General features: G+C 57.7%; 15 protein-coding genes and 1 pseudogene. 14 read left to right on the top strand and 2 right to left on the bottom strand.

The window, feature by feature from the left end:
* The first annotated feature begins 144 nt into the window (after nucleotides 1-144).
* From OC446_RS19765 to OC446_RS19725, 9 genes are all read left to right on the top strand, one after another.
* The gene (locus tag OC446_RS19765) at nucleotides 145-951 is read left to right on the top strand and encodes an outer membrane protein (protein WP_262030731.1); all 807 of its coding nucleotides are present in this window, start codon (nucleotides 145-147) and stop codon (nucleotides 949-951) included.
* A gap of 94 nt (nucleotides 952-1,045) precedes the next feature.
* Nucleotides 1,046-3,277 carry a spermidine synthase gene (locus OC446_RS19760; RefSeq protein ID WP_262030730.1) on the top strand — a complete coding sequence of 744 codons (2,232 nt, stop codon included), beginning with the start codon at nucleotides 1,046-1,048 and terminating at the stop codon, nucleotides 3,275-3,277.
* Nucleotides 3,278-3,573: 296 nt separating this feature from the next.
* Complete coding sequence (locus OC446_RS19755) at nucleotides 3,574-4,341, top strand: IclR family transcriptional regulator (RefSeq protein ID WP_262030729.1); 768 nt, start codon at nucleotides 3,574-3,576, stop codon at nucleotides 4,339-4,341.
* A 23-nt stretch (nucleotides 4,342-4,364) separates the two neighbouring features.
* Nucleotides 4,365-5,666, top strand: coding sequence for an MFS transporter (locus tag OC446_RS19750; RefSeq protein WP_262030728.1), 1,302 nt, complete (start codon nucleotides 4,365-4,367; stop codon nucleotides 5,664-5,666).
* 25 nt (nucleotides 5,667-5,691) lie between these two features.
* Nucleotides 5,692-6,711 (top strand): ketopantoate reductase family protein, encoded by a 1,020-nt coding sequence (locus OC446_RS19745; RefSeq protein WP_262030727.1) that lies wholly within the window; start codon nucleotides 5,692-5,694, stop codon nucleotides 6,709-6,711.
* Nucleotides 6,708-7,451, top strand: coding sequence for an SDR family NAD(P)-dependent oxidoreductase (locus OC446_RS19740; RefSeq protein ID WP_262030726.1), 744 nt, complete (start codon nucleotides 6,708-6,710; stop codon nucleotides 7,449-7,451). The genes OC446_RS19745 and OC446_RS19740 overlap by 4 nt, the downstream gene beginning before the upstream one ends.
* Before the next feature lie 32 nt (nucleotides 7,452-7,483).
* Entirely contained in the window at nucleotides 7,484-8,386 is a 903-nt protein-coding gene (locus OC446_RS19735) for a polysaccharide deacetylase family protein (protein WP_262030725.1), read from the top strand.
* Nucleotides 8,387-8,449: 63 nt separating this feature from the next.
* Nucleotides 8,450-9,622 (top strand): M20 family metallopeptidase, encoded by a 1,173-nt coding sequence (locus OC446_RS19730; protein WP_262030724.1) that lies wholly within the window; start codon nucleotides 8,450-8,452, stop codon nucleotides 9,620-9,622.
* Nucleotides 9,619-10,797, top strand: a complete 1,179-nt coding sequence (locus OC446_RS19725) for an NADH:flavin oxidoreductase/NADH oxidase (RefSeq protein WP_315986523.1) — start codon at nucleotides 9,619-9,621, stop codon at nucleotides 10,795-10,797. The genes OC446_RS19730 and OC446_RS19725 overlap by 4 nt, the downstream gene beginning before the upstream one ends.
* Nucleotides 10,798-10,902: 105 nt before the next feature.
* On the opposite strand, the gene OC446_RS19720 is transcribed toward OC446_RS19725, so the two are convergent.
* The gene (locus OC446_RS19720; RefSeq protein ID WP_262030723.1) at nucleotides 10,903-12,060 is read right to left on the bottom strand and encodes a hypothetical protein; all 1,158 of its coding nucleotides are present in this window, start codon (nucleotides 12,058-12,060) and stop codon (nucleotides 10,903-10,905) included.
* A gap of 876 nt (nucleotides 12,061-12,936) precedes the next feature.
* On the opposite strand from OC446_RS19720, the gene OC446_RS19715 reads away from it, so the two are divergent.
* The 5 genes from OC446_RS19715 (at nucleotide 12,937) to ligD (ending at nucleotide 17,588) form a co-directional block, all read left to right on the top strand.
* On the top strand, nucleotides 12,937-13,605 hold the full coding sequence (locus tag OC446_RS19715) for a hypothetical protein (RefSeq protein ID WP_262030722.1): 669 nt from the start codon (nucleotides 12,937-12,939) through the stop codon (nucleotides 13,603-13,605).
* Nucleotides 13,606-13,772: 167 nt separating this feature from the next.
* Nucleotides 13,773-14,195, top strand: coding sequence for a hypothetical protein (locus OC446_RS19710; RefSeq protein WP_262030721.1), 423 nt, complete (start codon nucleotides 13,773-13,775; stop codon nucleotides 14,193-14,195).
* Between the two features lie 204 nt (nucleotides 14,196-14,399).
* Nucleotides 14,400-15,977 carry a hypothetical protein gene (locus OC446_RS19705; protein ID WP_262030720.1) on the top strand — a complete coding sequence of 526 codons (1,578 nt, stop codon included), beginning with the start codon at nucleotides 14,400-14,402 and terminating at the stop codon, nucleotides 15,975-15,977.
* A 138-nt stretch (nucleotides 15,978-16,115) separates the two neighbouring features.
* Nucleotides 16,116-16,322: a hypothetical protein gene (locus OC446_RS19700; RefSeq protein WP_262030719.1), complete on the top strand. Its 207-nt coding sequence runs from the start codon at nucleotides 16,116-16,118 to the stop codon at nucleotides 16,320-16,322.
* Nucleotides 16,323-16,664: 342 nt separating this feature from the next.
* Nucleotides 16,665-17,588 carry a non-homologous end-joining DNA ligase gene (ligD, locus tag OC446_RS19695; RefSeq protein WP_262030718.1) on the top strand — a complete coding sequence of 308 codons (924 nt, stop codon included), beginning with the start codon at nucleotides 16,665-16,667 and terminating at the stop codon, nucleotides 17,586-17,588.
* Nucleotides 17,589-17,928: 340 nt separating this feature from the next.
* Here ligD and OC446_RS19690 read toward each other — a convergent pair.
* Nucleotides 17,929-18,822, bottom strand: a pseudogene (locus tag OC446_RS19690) (hypothetical protein); the annotation flags it as partial.

The raw sequence follows: 18,822 nt of genomic DNA, 5'->3' as shown, positions 1-18,822 counted from the left end.
GGATGGCTCTTCAGGGAAGGTGTGAGGCCTTTACCAAACCGATCGGCTTTCCCCTTTTTAATTCGTCTTATCCCGTTTTATTGCAGACAGGGGCAGGGCGATCGGATAACAGCGGCCTATCGAACACCAGGAGTTTCGCAAATCATGAACAATCATCTGAAGGGTTTCGCCGCTGCAATCGCGCTTGCTCTTGCCAGCACTTCTTCGATGGCCGCTGATCTCTCTGCGCCATCGTTTTCGTCCATCCTGCCGCCGGCAGTTCAGGGCTTGAAGCCGGGATTCGTCTGGACCGGTGCATATGTCGGCGGCAACGTGGGACTGGCCTACGGAGAGCGGCAGGGTCACTTTGGCAGCGACACTGTTGTCTCGGAGCTCGGCGGCTGGGTTCGCCCGAAGGACGATTTCCAGACCTTCATTGGGGGTGCTCAGGCCGGTTATAACTGGCAGACCGGACTGTTTGTTTTCGGCGTCGAAGGAGACATCAGCTATCTCGACGACGTGAAGGCTCTGAATATGCCCCGGACGGTCGAGGGTGCGACCTACACCGCCAACGGAACCGTGACGGTCCTGAACAGCCTTGAGTGGCTGGGCACCGTGCGCGGTCGCGTTGGCGTGGCTGCCGATCGGTTCTTTGTTTATGGAACCGGCGGGTTGGCCTTCGGCGACGTGCAGAACCGTGCCAGCGTTGAGGGCACCGTGACCACGAGAGGCGTCGTGACTCCTCTGGAGCCCATCAGCGGAAACGGCGACGAAACCCGCACCGGCTATGCCGTTGGCGCTGGCACTGAATACGCCATCACGAACAATCTGACGGGCAAGTTCGAGTATCTCTACTACAATCTCGGCACGTCGAAGTACGATGTCGGAGCCGCGGGCGAGGTCGCTGATTACCATGTGCGCAGCGACAACACCGGCAACGTCGTTCGTGCTGGCCTGAACTTCAAATGGTGAGCTGCCGTCACTTCATGATGGTGAAAGGAGGCCGGGCATAACGCTCGGCCTTTTTCTTGATACGTGCAATTCCAGCCACGCAGGCGCCTCGACGATGCTTCCCCTTTTTGCCACCACCATTTTCTTGTCTGCTTTCCTGCTCTTCGGTGTCCAGCCGATGTTCACCAAGATGGTACTCCCGACTTTGGGCGGCTCTCCGTCGGTTTGGTCAGTCGCGATGGTTTTCTTTCAGGCTCTTCTGTTGGCGGGCTATGCCTATGCAAACCTGCTGGTCACGCGGATGCGCCGGGGCGTCGCTGTCGCGATTCATGTGGCACTGCTGGCGCTAGCCATGGCAGGGCTTCCAATCACAGTCATTGCATTCGGGGATCCGGAGCCGTCGGGTGGGACCGCGTTCTGGCTTTTGGGCGTGTTCGCTGCGTCCGTCGGGTTGCCGTTCTTCGCCTTGTCGGCAAATGGCCCACTGCTCCAGGCGTGGTTCGGCCAAGTCGGGCACAAGCAATCTGCGGATCCGTATTTCCTGTATGCTGCCTCGAACGCAGGGTCCTTCCTCGCCCTGATGTCTTATCCCCTCCTGATCGAGCCGTGGCTGCGGCTGGGAGAGCAAAGCCTTCTCTGGGCATCGCTCTATGGCTTGCTGGCAGCGGGCGTCACTCTTTGCGGCCTTTTCCTGATCCGCCGGGGCCGAGGCATCAGCGGCGGTGTCGTCGCGGATGAGATTGAGGGGCCCCCAGTGGGATGGTCAGGCCGTCTGGCATGGATGGCTATGGCCTTTGTGCCGTCTGGTCTGCTGGTTGCTGTCACGGCCCATATTGCGACCGATGTGGCTTCTGCACCCTTCCTATGGGTCCTGCCCTTGGCCCTGTTCCTGCTGACTTTCATTGCGACATTCCGCGAGAGGTCGTTTGCCTCGTCGGGAAAGTTGAAGGCTGTTCAGGTCTGGGGCATCGCGTTCGTCTTTCTGATGCTGCTGAAAGGTGCGGAAACACTGGCCCTGGCAGGACTCCACCTGGGAGTTTTCTTCATCAGCGCTCTTATCGCCCATCGAGCTCTTTACGAGCGTCGCCCTACGGCCCGGAACCTCACCTCGTTCTATGTCTGGATGTCCGCCGGAGGAGTACTGGGCGGCGTGTTCAGCGGCCTGCTGGCGCCGTTCCTGTTCTCCGGAGTCCTCGAGTACCCCATCCTCCTGGTGGCTGCTCTGTTTGTCGGACGAAAGGTTGCATGGAGGGATTTCACCTCTAAGGAGGCTTATCCCGGCGTTGTTGCGGCAATCCTGCTGGTAGGATGTGGCGTTCTAATCGTTTTGGTCGATCGGCTGAGCGAAACGATCCTATTTATCACAGGGGTGTTGCTGATCATCCTTCTGATCATCACCTGGCGGAAGGCAGTCGGTACGGTTCTTGTAGGAACTGCCTGCGCCCTTACGGTAACGGTCCTGTCTGATCTGGTGGTCGGGACAACCTCATATCGATCGTTCTTCGGGGTCAACAAGGTCTATGAGTCGCCGGACGGTCAGTTCCGGTACATCCGCCACGGCAGCACGATCCACGGGGCTATCAGGCTTCGGACTGCGGAAGGTAAGCCCGTGATGGGCCGGCCCGAGCCCCTGACCTATTATGCGCCGGCTGGATCGAACGTCCTCGGGATCGATGCGGTTCGGAGTGCCCAAGGGGGACGGCTCAACCGGGTTGCCGCGGTCGGCCTGGGAAGCGGCAGCATTGCCTGTTCAATCAAGGCTGGAGAGAATTGGACCTTCTTCGAGATCGACCCAGTGGTGACGGAGATTGCGACTGATCCGTCCCAATTCGCGTTCATGGCGAAATGTGCGCCCAATTCGAGAATCGTCCATGGCGATGCAAGACTTACGCTGCAGAAAGAGGCAGATCGTTTTGACCTGATCTTTCTGGACGCTTTCTCGTCCGACTCGATTCCAGCTCATCTGATCACCGTCGAGGCAATCCGCTCTTATCTTGATCGGCTGAGCCCGAACGGGGTCGTAGTGATGCACATTTCCAACCGGCACCTGGACCTACGAGCAATCGTTGCACGAGCTGCGGCCGAGGCGGGCCTGGTCACCTATGCCGGTGCGACGAAGGCTAGTGGTGAGGCGACCGGGGCGAGTATCACTCTGGCGATCGGCCATAGGGCCGAAGACATGGGAGACATTGCCCAGACGTGGAAACTGATCCGCCCCGACTATGCCCGCTCCCCCTGGACCGATGATTACTCGAACATCATCGAGGGGATCAATGACAAGTGGTTTGGGCCGGCGATGGATGAAGTTTTGATTCAGCCTGGGAGAAGTGTTGAAGCATCGAACTGACGTCGGGAGTTACCCACGTTCGGATTAAGAGGCGACGGTGACTTTCACTGTCGCTCTCCGCCTTGAGTGATATGGCTCAGAGCATCTGGGTCTAGATGAAATCTAAGACCTGTAGAGGCATCTGGAAGGAACGGATGCCTGAACCGATGAACCACTCTTCAGGAATGTGATAACGTATTACTCGTCCTGGAGCGAACCGTATCGGCTAATTCTTTCATCAGCGCCAACTAAAGTCGAATTGGACATGACGGCATATCGAGGCAGGCTGTTCAACATTCTGAACAGGGTTCATATATATGTCCGAAACCGTCCGGTCTGCGGCCCGCGTCCTCGACATTCTTGAATATCTCGCCGGGGCGCCCGAGGGAGCGACCTTGAGTGAGTGCGTCAGCGCACTTGGTATGCCTAAGAGCAGCACTCTCATGCTGCTGAGAACCGTGGCGGCTCGAGGCTACGCGGTTAAGGACGGTGACGACCGCTACCGTTTGAACAATGCTTTCGCCAAATACGGCTTCGGTTGGGGCGGCCACCGCCTGACGAGGCTGATGGCGATCGCAGAGCCGATCATGCACGATCTATGCCGGACCGTCGGCGAGACAGTGCTGCTTGGCGTGAGCGGAGCCACAGGCATTAAGACGATCTGCAAGGTCGTCTCCGACCAGATCGTCCATTACGATCATGATATCTCAGAAGAGATAGCGCCATACTGCACGGCTATGGGCCGCGTCCTGATGGCCTACTCACCTCCGCAGCAGATCGACTCCATGTTGGCGGGCTGGCCGCTTGTCAAGCGCACTCCGAAGACCGTTACAGATCTCGGTGAGCTGCGGAAAATCATCAAGCGCACCCATGACCAGGGATACGCGATCGTCGAAGAGGAATTTGCGTCCGGAGGTACCGGAATAGCCGCTCCCATCTTCGATCAGAACCGCCAGATCTTCGCGATGCTCGATGTCGGTGCCGTCACAAGCCGGTTCCACGACAAACGCGACATGATCATTCAGCACCTGTGTCAGTCCGCTGAACAGGTGACGAATGCGATGAACCACAAATCCGCAGCCTAGCATTTCCTGAGGGGAGAGACAGAATGCTACACCAAGCGAGTATCACGGCGGACGCTGTTCCGCAGATGTCATTTGCCACACGCCGCCGTCAGTTGATGGCGGCTTCAATCGGCAACGTCCTGGAATACTATGACTTCGTCGTTTACGCATTCCTAGCAGGGACGATCGCGACGAAGTTCTTCCCTAACGAGAGTGAGGTCGCAGCCCTTCTGGCATCGTTTGCCGCTTTTGGCGTCGGCTTCCTTGCACACCCATTGGGCGGCGCCATTATTGGACGCATCGGCGACGTGAAGGGCCGCAAGGTCGCCCTTTTGATCACCATCTTCGGAATGGCACTGGGCACGGTTGGAATCGGCCTTTTGCCAACGTTCGAGACGATTGGTATTTTGGCTCCCATTCTGCTCGTCGGCATGCGCCTGATTCAGGGCCTTGCTGCTGGCGGAGAATGGGGTGGAGCAACCGCGTTCATCGTCGAATCCGCTCCTGAGGGGCGACGTGGCCTCTTCGGGGGTATCGGGCAAGCGTCGATCGCCGCCTCAAACCTTCTTGGAAGCGTTGTGGTCGCGCTCGTGACGGCTGCTTTTACAACCGACCAGATGAACGACTGGGCCTGGAGAGTTCCCTTCCTTCTGGGTGGCGTTCTGCTGCCGGTCGGGTTCTACATGCGGCGCAATCTTGAAGAAACGCCAGCTTATGAGGCTGCTCAGAAGAAGCCTAAGGAGACGTCTGCAGAACACGGGTCTGCCGTTGGCATGATGGCAAAGGCGTTCGGATTCACGATCATCTGGACCGTGTCATACTACATCATGCTGAGCTACATGCCGACCTTCCTGACAAAGCATGCGGGCATCACGCAGACTCAGGCATTGTGGGGGAATGCGATCGCCTTGACGGTGCTCGTCATTGCCACTCCGTTCTTCGGACATCTGTCTGATAGGATTGGACGTAAGCCTCTGCTGCTTGCTTGCTGCGCAGCATTTATCATCCTGCCCTATCCGCTCTTCTCCGTGATCCTGGCGAACGCCTCACTCGCAACGATCGTTTCGATCCAGATCTTGTTCAATCTCTTCATTGCGTCCTTCTCTGGCGCAGGTCCATCCGCCCTCTCCGAGTTGTTCCCGACCCACTCGAGAACCACTCTGATGTCGACCGGATACAGCCTCTCGACAGCAATTTTTGGCGGATTTGCGCCGTTCATCTCCACTTGGCTGATCAGCGCGACGAACTCTCCGATTTCGCCGACCTATTACCTGATCATCGCCGGCATCGTGTCGGGGGTGGTGATCTGGAACTTCCGTGAAACCGCGCACGAGAAACTGCGCTAATCACGAATTTTAAAGGATATCGATAATGTCAGAACCAATTCTGGTTTGGGGTGCCGGCGCCATCGGCGGCACCTTTGGAGCGGCTCTCGTCCGCGCCGGCCGAGACGTTACGTTCGTCGACGTGGTTTCGGAACATGTCGAGGCTATTCGCGATCCGGAGCGTGGGCTCCGGATCACCGGCCCAGTCGATCCGATGGTGGTGAAAGCTCCGGCCTTTCTTCCGGAGGAGCTCAAAGGGACCTGGAAGCGGATTTATCTCGCTGTCAAAGCCCAGCATACCGAGCAAGCCTGCCGCGCTTTGCTGCCGCATCTGGCTGCTGACGGGTTTGTGGTCTCGTTGCAGAATGGCCTGTGCGAGAAGACGATTGCCGAGATCGTCGGGCCCGAGCGCACTGTAGGCGCATTCATCAATTTTGGCGCAGATTGGATCGGGCCCGGCGAAGTCCACTTCGGGAACAGAGCGGCAGTTGTCACGGGAGAGATCCACGGGCGGATGACACCGCGCCTGGATGTCGTCCTTGAGGATCTGCGCACCTTCGAGCCGGACGCCATTAAGACCGATAACATCTGGTCCTACCTCTGGGGCAAGCTTGCCTATGGGTCGCTTCTGTTCGCGCAGGCGGTGGGTAACCTTGGGATCGCGGACTGCCTGGAAAGGCCCGAACTCCTGCCTCTCTGGCGTGAGCTGGCGGGCGAGATCGTGAACGTTGCTCGGGCCGAAGGTGTCGAACCTCGCGGCTTCAATGGCTTCGATCCCAATGCGTTCGGCAAGGGTGGGACGGAAGCTGCGGCCAAGGCAAGCGTTGCGGCGATGGTCGCGTTCAACCGCCCGAATGCAAAGACCCATTCCGGCGTTTGGCGTGATCTCGCCATCCGCAAGCGTCGCACCGAGGTCGATATGCAACTGCTTCCCATTGTCGGGATCGGACGCAAGCATGGACTGTCCTGCCCGACATTGGAGCGACTGATCGCGATGATCCACGAGATTGAGCAGGACCGGCGCGACCTCTCCGATAACAATCTTACGGAGCTTCTGAAGAGATGAATTTGGATTTCAGAGGGAAAACAGTCGCCATCAGTGGTGCCGCCCTGGGTTTCGGTCGGGCGATCGGCGCGAGCTTTGCAGCTGCAGGCGCCCGCGTCTATGGATGTGATATCCTTGACGCTCCTGACGATGGGGCACCAATATCACTTGCGAAGGTCGATCTTCTAGACCGGCAGGCCGCTGCGCAATGGATCGCATCAATCGAGAATGAAACCGGTGGTCCCGTCGACGTTCTCGTTTGCAATGCGGGCGGCGTCGCAGGCCAGGCGCATCGCCCGCTCGAGGAGGTGGGAGACGCAGATTGGAACCGAGTGATCGAGATCAATCTTGGTTCAACCTTCTCCCTGTGCAGAGCGGCTGCTCCCGCGATGAAGCGCGCTGGCAAGGGTGCGATCGTGACGATCTCCTCGGGCGCAGCCCTCCAAGCGTCTCTGACAGGTGTCCAGGCCTATTGCTCGGCCAAACACGCTGTGCTCGGCCTGACCCGACAGCTGGCGCATGAGCTTGGGCCGTATGGCATTCGCGTCAACAGCGTGGCACCGGGGTTTGTCCAGACTAACCCGGCGACCGAGCGGCAGTGGGCCTCCTACAGCCCTGAGAAGCAACGCCAGATCGTTGACAGTGTCGCGCTCAAGCGCCTCGGAACCCCCGAGGAGATCGCAAAGGTAACCCTGTTTCTTGCGTCTGACCTGGCGAGCTTCGTCAACGGCCAGATCTTGTCTGTCGACGGCGGTCGGTAAGCCGAACTGATTTGGAAGAACGGAGAGCATCGATGGTGAACAATCAAGCGCAAGAGACGTGGCAGTGGGAAGAGAAGCACTGGCGCGGGCTGGTCAATCAGGTTCGGGCCGGACGGAGGCTTGCGCCGACGAAGTGGAAGAATGGCGCCAAATGGGCAGTGGCTCTGTCGTTTGACTCGGATCACGAGACAAACGAGCTTCGCGAAGGGGGCAAGTCGATCGGCCGGATGTCCTGGGGGCAGTACGGAGCTCGGGTCGGCATGCCCCGTATTCTGGATATTCTCCGCCGTCATGACATCAAGGCGAGCTTCTACGTCCCAGCCGTGGCAGCCCTGCTGCATGAGGATGAGCAGCGGCAAGTCGTGGCGGAAGGGCATGAGATCGGCATCCACGGCTGGATCCACGAGTTGAACTCGGTGCTTCCTTATGAAGTGGAGCGTGACTTGATGTTCCGGTCCGCGGACACGCTGGAGAAGATCACCGGCATCCGACCAGTCGGACTTCGCACGCCATCTTGGGACTTCAGCCCCAACACGTTGCGCATCGAGGCAGAGCTCGGGCTTCTCTACGACTCGTCCTTGATGGCCGACGAAGACTGCTATGAACTCCTCCTCGATGGAGAGCCCACGGGGATCGTCGAATTACCGGTCGAATGGATCCGGGACGATGCCGTCTACTTCATGATGAACCGCTTCCAGTCACTGAGGCCCTATACGCCTCCAAAGGATGTGCTCGACATCTTCTTGCGGGAACTCGATGCCGCTCATGAAGTGGGTGGTTTATTCCAGCTAACCCTCCACCCCCACATCATCACGCCTCGCTCACGTATTTGGATCCTCGAAGAGGTGATCAGGCACGCGAAAGCAAAGGGCGATGTCTGGTTTGCAACGCATGCTGAGATCGCTGCCTTTGTGAAGGAGAACGCCTCCGAATAGGGGGCTGTCTCCTAACCTGATCGCAATGTATCGATACCTGAGATTGGAAGGCGGAGAACAGCCATGCATATGCACAATTCCGAGGCGATCGCCCGCTGGCTTGATGAGCAGCAGGACGCGATGGTTCGGCTTCTATCTGAACTGGTCGACATCGATTCCGGTTCGTATGACAAGGCCGGGGTGGATGCAGTAGGCGATCGCCTTACCGGCTTCCTCTCCGAACATGGGATCGACGTCTCGGTGACGCCCAACGCAGACTTCGGCGACATACTCCGGGCCGACGTCGGCGATGTCCGCCGCGGTGGGGAGCGCCACAATATCCTCCTCATGGGCCATCGGGACACGGTTTTCCCGAAGGGCGAAGTCTCGCGCCGGCCATTTAGGATCGAGAACGGACGGGCTTACGGTCCGGGCGTGGCGGACATGAAGGCCGGTCTGGTGATGAACGCCTTCGTGCTGGCCGCATTCAAGAAGTTCGCCCCTGAAACCCCACTTGTCATGCTGATGACAGGCGATGAGGAAATTGGCTCCAATACCTCGCGTGAAGCCATTATGGAGGAAGCGAGGAGTGCCGTTGCGGTCTTCAACGCAGAGCCAGGGCGTGCGTCAGGCAACATCGTGACGAGCCGCAAGGGCATGCTCTACTGCCGTCTCGACATCACAGGAAAGGCCGCCCATTCCGGGGTGAACTTTACCGAGGGTGTGAACGCCATTGCAGAACTTGGACACAAGATCGTTGCTTTGCATGATCTCACTCGGGTTGAGGATGGCGTCACCGTCAATGTCGGGCTCGTATCCGGCGGCCAGTCGGTCAACACAACTGCCCCACATGCGAGTGCCGAATTCGAAGTACGGTTCGTCACAAACGAGCAACGCGATGCCGTCAGCGCGGCCATTGAGGCTATTACGGCCCAGGCGACGGTCCCCGGCACAACTTCAACCCTGATTGGCAAAAGCAGCTTCCTGGCGCTCGTCCCGACCGTGGAGAGTGAAAAGCTTGCATCTCAGTATCTGGGAACAGCCGAAGATTATGGCGTCGCAATCAAGGGTGAATTCACCGGAGGATGTGCTGACTCTGGCTTTACTGCGAGTGTCGGCGCACCAACCATTTGCGGCGTTGGGCCAGTCGGTGGCAAGGCACATACCACTGACGAGTACATCGAGTTGCCCACTCTCCTGCAACGTGCCCAGATCCTGGCCTCCACAATCAATAAGGTCGTTGCCGCCGGCCGATGAGCCGCCTTTCCTTCAGTTCAGAACGATTGCAGGTGCGACTTGTCCCACAGGAGTTTCGATTGACACAGACGCTGTTCAGCCCCCTCGATATTGGCCCCGTTCAGGTCCCGAACCGGGTCGCTGTAGCTCCCATGTGCCAGTACTCAGCACACGACGGGTGCGCTTCCGACTGGCATCTGCAACATCTGATGACGCTGGCAATGTCGGGCGCCGGTCTGGTGATGCTGGAGGCGACCGCTGTTGAGAGGGCTGGCCGCATCACTCATGGCTGTCTTGGGCTTTATTCCGACGAGAACGAGCGGGCCCTTGATCGTGTTCTCAAAGCGGCCCGGTCCGTCGCATTGCCGGGTACCCGGTTTGGCATTCAAATCTCCCACGCCGGGCGAAAGGGGTCAGCCCAGCGCCCCTGGGAGGGCGGTGGCCCACTTGCCGCTCATGAAGATCCCTGGACCACGGTCGCCCCATCGGCTCTTCCTCATGATGCTGGATGGCATGTGCCACAGGAGCTGGAGGAGTCCCAGATTGATGGAATTCTCCAGTCCTTCGTCCAGGCTGCTCGTCGGGCCGAGCGCCTGGGCTTCGATGTTGTGGAACTGCACATGGCTCACGGGTACCTGCTGCATCAGTTCCACTCCCCCCTTTCAAACCGGCGGCGCGATCGCTGGGGGGACGGTTCGAGTGGGCGTATGGCGCTGCCGTTGGCTGTGGCTCAGGCCGTGGGTGAGGCAGTCTCACCAGGTATAGCGGTCGGAGCGCGGATCACAGGGACCGATTGGGAAAGCGGTGGCCTGGCGGTAGAGGACGCAGTCGAGCTGACCAAGGCACTAGAGGCAGCAGGTCTTGCTTACGTTGACGTGACATCTGGTGGGATCCCGACCAAAACGCCGATTGCAGTACGGCCTGGTTATCAGGTGCCCCTGGCGGAGGCCATTAAGTCGCAGAGTCGAATCGTTGTCCGCGCTGTCGGTCTTATTGTCAGCCCGGGACAAGCGAATGAGATCATCGTAAGCAACCAAGCCGACCAGGTCGCTATTGGCCGTGGGCTCCTCGATAATCCGCGGTGGGCTTGGCATGCTGCCGACCAACTCGGCATACACTTGCCGCGTCCTCCGCAGTATGACCGGGCTCGCCCTGCGATATGGCCAGGCGCACAGCAGACCAACCGGTCGGCGTGACCGACACTCTCAGCTCCTGTTTGGCTGAATAATAGACCGGAGCAGAGTTTCGGTCTTATTTCACGTCGGGCCACATCTCACGAAGGACTCACCAATAACAAAGCATCATCGGCCCAACTGGCTCAATCGGAGGTCATAGGCAGAAATTAGGCACCGTTGGTCGCTGCCGCAGGAATTTCGGACTTTGCTCCATTGTATTTGGGCGCTCCGAAACTGAGACAGCGCGGTACCCTTCCGGTCGCTAAGGATGACACGGTAAAGAATCCCCATTGCCCGGTCCCTGGCAATCAGGTCGGGATTTTCGCAAATGGCTTGTTCGGTTGGTGTACCAGCCCGGCCGCAATCGAAAGACGGGCTGGAGACCAGCTGACCGTCAACGGTCTGAACCCGTTTGAGGGCATTCAGGCAGAACCCGACGAAGCCGCTCTGCCGCATGTCCTCTTTGACGACATCGACTTCCATGACCAGCAGCCGGCCGAACGCGTCGCCTCCGAATTCGGCATGCCCTTGCTTGATGGTGTCCTCACCGCGCCGTCGCAGCATCTGCCCATCAAGGCCGAAGAGATCCGAGCAATCCCTGGCGAGGGACAGGTAGGACGTTGCCTTCTTTACATAGGCGTCCAGAGTTGGCTTTGCCGACGGCGGAGTTACTGAGAACCCATCCTGCTCATAAACCTCGATACCAAGGGCTCGGGCCCGATTCAGGGTGAGAAGTGCGATTTGATCCGGTGGAGCATGGGTAATGAACCGGATGGCCTCAACCCGGAGGCCGAGATGGGTCAGATATGACCCGATCTCAGCGTTGCCCATGCCGGTCTCGCGGGGCTCGCCGTCGACCGTGGTATAGGCAGCGTGGAAGCCAATCCTTGAACTCGCTGACATATACCGCCGATAGGACGAGATCCAGATCAGCGCACAGGCGGAAGCGCATTCCTCGTCCGGTAGGACCATGGTGGCGAAGTTCTTGTCCCGCAATTGTGCCCCGATGCTCAAGGCCTCGGAAACGGATCCGCCTGGCGAGGAAAGGGCAATGGACGCCCGATCAAGGTCTTTGGTGACCTCATAGAACCTGTCGCTGTCGCCTTTGACGATATCGCCGGAAAGCATAACGAGGCTGAGCGGGGAGCCGGGAACATTGATGACCTCAATTTTAGCAGCCGAGGCCGGGGTAGCTAAGCTGCCCCATATGGCGAGAGCGGCGCAGCCGGAAACGAGGGCCGCACGGAATAGCGAGTGGATGGACAAATGGCGCTCCAGAAGCAAATTTTTGCCCGATTCTATGGATGTCGCGAGCGCCGTTCAAGCGAACTGATAACTGATGCCTCGGATGATGCCTTGACCCAGCCTGGGAGAAGTGGCGAGGCATACAATTTGAAGTCGGGAACTCGCGACGCTCGACTAAAAATAGGCGGCAGTGACTGGCACCGCCGCCTTTCTCACGTTTAGCGACCCTCTGAGCCTGGACTTGCTTTGCTATGCGCTCTGGGTAATCTCCAAAACCCGCTCGCATGCATCCAGATCGAGCCAGTCATTCTCGTCCCGGATGCGGGACTCCATATCGATCCAGAAGGTTTGGCCTATACAAACCTGTTGGATAGCTGGGAGAGCTCGGGAGAGGGACGCGGGACCCAAGCCGCCAGCGAAACCGCATACTTTGCCATCGAGGGGCGGCGTCCATTGTGACGTTTCGATCCCTCGTCCGCCCGAGGCGTCAAAGAGAACCTGGTGGTTCGGGGCCTTGATTGAGAGGGAAACCCCTGCGTTTGCCCGATGCTCCTGGGTGATGACCGGGACTGGAAGGAAACGGATGGCCGAATCCAAGTCCGAGAGTGAAAATTTTGCCCTCCGAAATGCAAAATTCAGTTGGACTCTGGAAACGTTGGGATGAACGACAAGCCGAAAAGCATCCTGGTTCAATCCCTTAGCATTCCCGAAAATTGCCGCTGCGATGAATTCTGGGACTGCCCTTCCGCAGAGGTGGATGGCCCATCGTATTGGACCGGCGTCCAGCATGTTGAGAATGGATGGCAGGCTAGGGAACCTGTTCTGGTGTCCTGAACGCTCGGGGGAAAAGAGGATCGCGAACTCGGCGCGTGGGAAACTAGCCGAAAGACTGGCGATCCGTAAGAGATCTGCCTGTTGATCGACGCCTGTCAGGGTGCAAGAGATGAGTGGCACGGCGCGTGTCCTTCTGGCGTCGATCACCGCTTCGTGGGAGCGGATGAGACGCTGGGGATTTGCAGTTGTTTTGAACAAGCAGGTGGGTGGGGGATGGAGAAGAAATACAAAGGGTGCGTCCTGAAGGGGACAACCATCCGCGGAAAACCGGAAGTGGCGATCCTCGAGGGTAAGGACCGCCTGGGGATTGTGGATGGCGAGACGTTGGATGAGGCGTTCGGCTTCGCTCAGGCGTTTGTTGACGCCAGACAGAGCGGCGAGGCCCAGAAGCGAAGGATGCCATGGGTTGGGACGACAGAGCAGTATGTTCGCTACTTCAAATCCAATCCGCCTCGACCTTACGAGGTCAGCATGCTTAAGGCGAATGCCACTGAGCCACTAACGGCTACACAGATTGCGGCCGCGGCGGGCTATGAGAACTACGAAACCGCCAACAATCTTTATGGAAAATTGGGCGCCCGGGTAGGGCGAACGATTGGGTTAGAGTTCGACCGATACAAAGACGGCCGGGAATTTTATATGAGCGCCCTGGTGAAAGAGCTTGGTGAGAAAGAGCTGGAGACCGGGCACATGCGCTTCGAGATGCATCCGGAACTTGCCGAGGCTCTCAGGGAACTCGGGATTGCCTAGGGGCGTATCAAAATTCGTTGCAGGGGTGAAATGCTGAAATGAGACTGCTTCTGACCTCCCTAGCTCTGGTCGCGATGTCCATCGGCGCTGACGCGCAATCGCCCAGTCGCCTCCCAGGCAAGCCGAGTGCGAAACCACTGCCGGATTGGTGCCAGCATGGTGAGTGCATGACTCCGACGATCGAATATTCCGAACCGATCTTGTTCCACTCGGCTGGGGTGCTTTTCCGTATCGAGGGTGAAACCTGGTCATATTCGATGCAGAATCCGAAGAGAAAGACCCGGGCGCCAGGGACTAGCAGGGCCTTCGTGTTCTGCTCAAAGCAGGTACCGGCTGTCATTTCACCCTTTGAGGGGAAGTATCTCGTCGACTTCCTGACCGTGGATGATGAAGGCCGCTACGGTCACGCGAATGAGATCTCGATGGCTCAATACTTTGCCGTGTGTCACGGCCGCATCTTCGACTCTATGATGACAGGGGCCGCCGAGTTCGCGAGGACCTTGGGCTACAAGGTTCAGGATCGGGTTGAGCAGCCCACCATTGATCGACCCGAAGACGTTCTACGATTTTTGCCAAAATCGAGGCAGTAGTCCAAACCAGACGAGCCGCAATGCACGGATCGGGCCTCCTCTCTGCGCGGCTCGCTGCATGGGAACTGTTTCCGATTAAGCCTGTTAATTCCGGAAGAAGTTTAAGCCGCGTTCGAAGTCAGAAGAGTGAGGAGACATCCAGTTCTCCCCGCTTTCCCATATGCTTGCGGCTCAACCATCCTAATCATCTGTTGAGTGATCTATATGATCAATGCGCTCCTTTCTGTTCCCACGGGCTATCAGACAGAGTCGGCTCTAATCATCGCACCATATTTCGATCCGTGGTTTGGGCGCCAAGTAGCGGAAAGGCTGCAGCCTCAAAGGCTCCGGTTCGTCGTCGATGACGGTGCTCGATATGAGGATATCGAAGCTCTGGAGCAGGAGGTGCGCGATGCCGGGGTCAGGGATCTGAGGATCCTTGTCGCCCAGGCAAACAGCTTGATGCATATGAAGGCCTATTACTTCCAGTTTCGGAATCAAGACGGGATAGTTGATCAACGCCATCTACAGTTCGGATCTGCAAATGCAACCAAGGCAGGTTATTCCGACTCCGGCAACGCGGAACTTATTGCGGCGACGCGGCTGCTGCCTTCTGAGCATGCGGACATCATCAACTACTTCGACTCAGTGCTGGAAGCGGCTGATACGGGCGGAGGCCGGATCCAGGGAATAGCTTGCTCTCCCGGCCAAGGTACCCCGGGTCTATTTCTCCCGTCTTTCTACTTGAGCGATGCTGATGCGCCAGCTGGCTTTGACGGTTGGCTTCAACGCGGCAGGCTCGTGGCCAAATATCGTGACGCACAAAAGTTTCTCTCGGTGACCATTCGGCTGAAGAAAGCCGTTCCGCCGGGGGAGGTCGCTCAAGTGTTTGCAGAGCACGGTATGGGGAACGTGGCGGAGAAATACGAGGTCGGGCACAGGTACGTCGCCGAGACTGGCGACTTGGAGGACAAATCTGCAAATCCTCTATGGAGGTCAAAGTATTGTGTTTGGACGCACTTCGGTTACTGGGTCTCCGAAGAATGTTACAAACAGCGAAAGGGTGAATTTGTCGCGGGAGCGAAAGCAAAGCGAGAAGCTGCAATAAATGAGCTTCTTGCCAACTACAGTGACAAAACTTGGAAGGATAGCCGGCGCAGCCAGTTTATAATGCGGCTTCAGACAATTTGGAGTGCCCTTGAAGAACTGGGTCCCCCAAGCGACTACCTGGAAGGAGATGAGCAGCTCGATATCGCATTCTATTGCGAGAGATTTGATAAGAAGGTTGCTGAAGACGCCCGCCTTGCCCGCGAGCCGAAGTTCAAAGAGAGGTATGTCAACGGATACGATTTCCCACCCGTTCCTAAGTTTAGGCCAGATACGGATCCCTGGAACGCATTTTTGGAATCCTGGGCCGACACGATTGCGCTGGAAGCTGACCAATCGAAGAAAAACTCACAGCTGGTCAAGACGCTTGAGTACGTCCTCGGCGATGTCGAGCGGCTAAGAGATTTATCATCTAGCGAGATCGTAAACTGGCTTAGGGCCACCTGGCGCAACGAGATTAAGCCTGGAGCCATCGTTTTAGCGAAGTACGAGGATGGCTATTTCTACCCTGCGACGATCAAGCGGACAGAGGCCGAGCGGCACCTAATTACTTGGCTTCAGGATGGCGTTGCGGCACGCGTCCGCCTGAATGAGGTATGTTTCGTCTCTGACGGAGTAGAAAATTACTTTCTTGATTATGATCCCTACTGGGAGAAACTTGACGCACGCGCAGCCAAGTATGCCGATTCAGCATGAGAGAGGCGCATCCTGAATTCCTCACAAGGGATGAGTCGTGAAGGACATTAGGATTACCGAGAGCGGCTCTTCCTCGACCGGCATGGAGTATAATCGGCTAGATAATAGAAATGGCCAGCAGCACGCGCGGATAGATCAATGCATGATACATCGAAGCCCCACATGATAACCGCTCAAGAAATGGCTAAAGAGGCTGGGGTAGATCCAAAGCTGTTTCGCGCCGAGTTGCGCGATTCTCGGTTCCATTGGCATCAACACAACGACCGTTGGGAAGTCGTCTACGGAAGCTCTGAACATAATGAAATGAAGGCCGTGCTGGACCAGATTGTGGCACGCCAAAGCTGATTTAATCAGCTGCCTTTGTCTAACGAATGTCAAAGCATCTTCCTTCAGCCTCTGATGATAGATGTACCCGACTAGACGAGGTCCTTGCCATTCAAGTGCTCGCTAGGAGCAACTATCCAGCCAACGAATGGACACAACCCGTCTTGAGACCGCGAGCGAAGATCCATTCTATGAATGCCACAAAAGAAGCCGCAGGCTTAAGTGCTCTGCGGTATCGTGGCTTGTTACAATGGAACCTGGGGCGGCGATGATTGTTGACCTCTGGCAATGGTCAAGCCGCGTTCCCCAAGACAGAAAGCAAGGCGAGTAGTTTCCCCACTCCCGAGCCGCATCCCAGTCGAGTTGGCCGTCCTGACGAAGGAGGCACTGGACACGGACGAGTGGTTACATGAGGTGAAGTATGACGGGTATCGCATGCTTGCTCGTATGGATTCTGGTCCGGCCCGCCTGATCACCCGTAACGATCAGGATTGGACCAACCGTTTCCCTGAGCTGGCTGAGGCATTCACCAGATTTGATCTTTCAGGGACTGTCCTCGACGGCGAAATCGTGAAACTGACTGAGACCGGGGTGAGTTCCTTCGCGGCCCTGCAGGATGCCCTTTCCAAGGAACAGACGGCTGATCTTGTCTATGTGGCGTTCGATCTCCTGTTCCTTGACGGCGAGGACCTGAGAGGTCTTCCGTTGGAGGAGCGCAAGCGTCGACTATCGAAACTGTTAGCCAAGGCGCCCGGAACAATCCGGATCAGCGAGCATCGGGTCGGGGGAGGGAAGGCGCTTTACAAGCAGGCATGTCAGCTGCGCCTTGAAGGGATCATCTCCAAACGGCGGAACTCTGTCTACACCGGGACGCGCAGCGATGATTGGCTGAAGGTCAAATGCCTCAACACCGAAGAGTTTATCATCATCGGGTACACTGAGCCGCAGCGCTCCCGCGTCGGCTTCGGGGCGCTGCTCGTCGGATACTATACGCCCGACGGTGTGATCCGGTATGCCGGGAAGGTCGGTACGGGTTATTCCCGCGAGTTCCTGATCGATTTTCAGAAACGCTTAGAGAAGATCGAGCAGGCCAGCCCCACGGCGACTTTGCCCAAAGGCACCTACATGCGCGCCAAGGTCCACTGGGTGAAACCTAAGTTCCTTGCGCAAGTCGAGTTCACCGAATGGACCCGGGATCGGATCCTTCGCCATCCGGCGTTTCTCGGGTTGAGAGAGGATAAGGATCCGCGAGAAGTGGTGATCGCCACGGAAAGCCCGAGCTCATAGCCGGATCACGGCGTCGTTCGGCGTGCTCGCAGTAATCGCCGCCAAATCCACCCTGGCGCCGAGCAGACAACAAAGACCAAACAGGCTGTAATCAGAGCCGCCGGCCAGAAGTAAATTGCGTGTGCGGTGTAGTACCCCAGTCCACTTGGAATAAGCACAAAGCCGGACTGGCCCAGAGCCCATGTGAGGGCTACCCCTATCACAGCTACGGGAAAGGTCGTCAGCAGCAGACCGAGATTGCCTAACCCATCCGGAGCTGTGTGTGTGAAATCAATCCAAGCATAGACGGCAAAGGTCAAGTATGCTGCTGGGGGAAGATAGGTCCATTTCATGAGGGTCCTCAGTAGTCCGAGGGTGCCTCAAACCCAAGGACCGAATGGGGGCTGTTCTTTGTCGTTTCCAAAATCGCGCAGGAATCTTTAGCGCGGCGTGGCGCGGGCCCCCTCATGGTCACAGACCATGCATCGTACGTTCCGGAAACGGGATATGGAGCCGGTTCGCATCCCTTTTTGAACACGTAGGCGGTCCCGCTCACCGTGCCCTTGGCCTCGAGGCCGGGAGCATTTTTGAACTCGCCACGGAACAGGACGGTGCCTTCCTGAACGGCGCCGGCGATCGAGGCTTTCGGAGCGGCATATCGTATGATCCCGGTTCCCATGTTGACGTACATCCCCGAGCCGTTGTGGATGTAAAGCTCGTCATTGTCCCAGCCGAGGGTATCTTCGAGTCTCTTCGGCAGTGATCCTCCGGCCTTCCATGATGAGGCTATGACCAGCTTGCCCTTCTGGCATTGCTTGTAGATGTGATACTCAGTGGCGTTGTGCCGCCAGACTGGCCAGCAATCCCCGGCGACGTCGACCGCAAGGTCCTGGTACCCGTTAGATCGGTCAGGAAGAGCCTTAATCTCCTGAGCATCGAACCCAAGGTTGGCTATCCACTCGCCTTTACGGTTCCTGATCATCAGGGTCTTGTTCATTCCAAGATGGCTGAAGCATGCCGCGCCGCCATTCTCGTGGCTGGCCGTAATCATGACCTCCTCCACACCGTCGGCGTTCAGATCCATCGGCGTCACGTCGAGCTCGACCGGGCTTCCCATCTCGATACCGCATTCGATGTAGCGACCGACCGACCCAGCCTTCGCAGCCTTGATGGCGGCTTCCCGATCTACATCGGAGAGTGCTAGTGTTGTGACTCTAACGCTTGTTTCGCACGGGCGACCTTTTCCAGGATCGAT

Origin of the sequence: Microvirga sp. Mcv34 (assembly GCF_024519725.1) — a bacterium.
Taxonomy (GTDB): Bacteria; Pseudomonadota; Alphaproteobacteria; order Rhizobiales; family Beijerinckiaceae; genus Microvirga.
Note: the sequence above shows the minus strand (reverse complement) of the source record. Positions and strands in the feature narration are given on the sequence as shown.